At 70.8% G+C, this 2377-nt stretch carries 3 protein-coding genes; 1 reads left to right on the top strand and 2 read right to left on the bottom strand.

The genetic code is table 11. The features are described 5' to 3' along the window. Together AB0K09_RS32480 and AB0K09_RS32475 are read right to left on the bottom strand one after the other, a co-directional pair. On the bottom strand, positions 1-680 hold a 680-nt coding region (locus tag AB0K09_RS32480), incomplete at its 3' end, for an ATP-binding protein (protein ID WP_366068986.1). 24 nt (positions 681-704) lie between these two features. Beyond that, complete coding sequence (locus tag AB0K09_RS32475) at positions 705-1112, bottom strand: cell division protein SepF (protein WP_366068985.1); 408 nt, start codon at positions 1110-1112, stop codon at positions 705-707. 1053 nt (positions 1113-2165) lie between these two features. Between AB0K09_RS32475 and AB0K09_RS32470 the strand changes: the two genes are divergently transcribed. Further along, positions 2166-2377, top strand: a 212-nt coding sequence (locus tag AB0K09_RS32470) for a hypothetical protein (RefSeq protein WP_366068984.1), incomplete at its 3' end; no start/stop codon positions are given.

Here is a 2377-nt window from a genome sequence, read left to right as displayed (position 1 = left end):
GCGCTCCGCAGCATGCCGTCCCGCGCGGCGACGGGGAGTCGCATCAGCTCCGGGCGCGGATCACAGGGGAAGACCGCGCGCAGGGCGATGAGCACCTGTTCCGCCGCGTCGAGCACCATGCGCTGCCCGGCCGTCTTGCCGGCGACGCGCAGCGGGAGCAGCGCCGTACCGAGCCGGTCGTCGGGCAGCGGCGCCCGGGTGACGGGCACCGAGCCCGCCGTGTGCCAGGCGGCCTCGACCGTGGGCAGCCCGGGATCGCGCAGGGCCGTGGACAGCAGGGTGCACTCCCCGCCGGTCAACCGTTCGCCCACCACGCGCAGTTCGGGCTCGGTCTGCACGGCGACGTCCAGCCGTACGGGCCCCATCGGCCCCTGCACCGTGCACCCGATGCGGAAGCCGCGCCGCCCCTGCGCGTCGGGCTTGGCGTGCGCCGGCACGCACGCGGCCGGTCCGCCGGCCACCGGCCCGAGGGCCTCCTGGAGGGTGTCCCCCGCTGCGAGCCGCGACAACGTCTCGTACGCCTCCAGCGCACTGGACTTGCCGCTCCCGCTGGGCCCCCGGAACAGCGTCAGCGGCGCCAGCCGGTAGACGGCCTTGCGGTGCGACTTGAAGGCGGACAACCGCAGTTCGGTCACGACGGGCCGCTGATACGCGGCCGGCCGGGCACAGCTTGCGTCCATGCCCGGACCGTATGCGGCGTCCGCTCAGCCAAACCGTTTCAGCTGATCATTCTTCCTACGATCGGAGTACCCGGCGGCCACCTCCGTCCCTTCGGGTGCGAGCAGGAAGACGTGCGTGTCGACCCGGTGCATCACACTGCCCAGGCCGAAGACGACACCGCTCGAGAAGTCGAGGATCCGCCTGGCGACGTCGGTATCGGCGCTGGTCAGGTCGAGCAGGACCGGCGTACCGGCCATGAGGTGCTCGGCCACCTCGCGGGCGTCCGCGAAGATCTGCACACGGAGCACGACGAAGCGCCGCTGGTGGTTGGCGGGTTCTTCCTCGGGCAGGGCCCGATGGTCTGGCCAGGACGGCCAGGCGTGATTGCTTCGCAGCGGGACGACCTCGGCCAGTCCCTCCCACTGCGTGTCGGTGGCCTCGGACCGGTTCACCGGATCACCCCTCCGGGGAACTCGCTGGCTATGAACATTCGGCCATTCTAGGGACAATTCTGCTGTGTTTGGCCGAATGACACGCGCGGCCTGCCGCCCCTGACGGCGGTGGTGACGCTTCAGTGCCGCCGGCGCCTCTCCGAGCGAGGGAGGCAACGGCGGCACTGATGTGGAGGGCCTTCGCTGCAACAAAGGCCATCCGGTCCCCTGTTCTTGTCGAGTGGCAACGGCCGGGGAGACCGCGACGGTGAGCCGTGGCCGGTGGCACGGCGAAGGAGTCCCGGGCTGGACGGACCCGGGGGAGGTAACCGGCGAATCCTTGGTTGCGTCTCCGCTCAGGAGACGGTGCCGGCATGGCATGCCGGCCCTCGGGCCGCGAGGTGCGGGCAGAGCGATGGTCGGGCACCGGGAGCCGGAGGTGCCGGCGGCAGGTGGGAGCTGCGGGGCGTGCCGCGTGGCGAGGAGTGCGCCTGGGACGGCCTCGGCCTCTTGCGGCGCTCGGTGGCGATGCTCCGGGGACTGGTACCGTCGGGCAGGCGCCAGACGCTCCGGAGGGTGAGGGCAACCAGCGATCGAACGCTGAGGAGCAACCGGAACACGGCTGTCCGTGCTCGTACTGCTGCCATGTCAGCCACCTTTGGTCATTCGACTGCTGGTCAGTCCACCGTCGGCATCCGACAGTGTGGTTCTGTCCGGCTCCTGACGCCCGTGCACCGCGCCAGGGGTTCCCGAGCGGCGTCGCGGGGAGCCGATGCCTTGAAGAATCACCACTCCACCTCTGCCGGCACAAGGGCCTGGGTCGGCGAGGAAAGGGGACTTCGCCGCACCCGGTGCGAAACGGTCACCGCTCAATGGGCATTTGACCTGCGACGACGGACGCGTCGGCCGCTCGCAGTAATCGGGACAAGGCGAAACACGCACGCGTGCGCCGTCTTTACGCCATTCGTGTGCCGGGTGGAAGGTGTGCGCTGAGGCATTGTTCCGTCGGCTCTGCAAGGCCGGTGGGACGCACGAGTGCCTCGTGTCGAGTGGCAACGGACCGAGGAGATCACCTTGGACATGCTCAGCCCGGACCACCTTCCCTCCATGCACCACCAGCCCGAGACCGGCTTCGGCCGGCCGCTCCCCGGCGTGCCCTGTGTGGACGACGCCACCGCGCCCGTCAAGCCCGGCGGCCCCGTGCGGCCCGGCACGGCGGGCATCGTCGTCATCGTCGTCGTGGTCTTCGCCACGGCCGCCACGATGGCACTGCTCGGGCTGCCCCC

Origin of the sequence: Streptomyces sp. NPDC049577, from assembly GCF_040675635.1 — a bacterium.
Lineage (GTDB): Bacteria > Actinomycetota > Actinomycetes > Streptomycetales > Streptomycetaceae > Streptomyces.
This window is presented reverse-complemented; position numbering and strand designations above follow the sequence as displayed.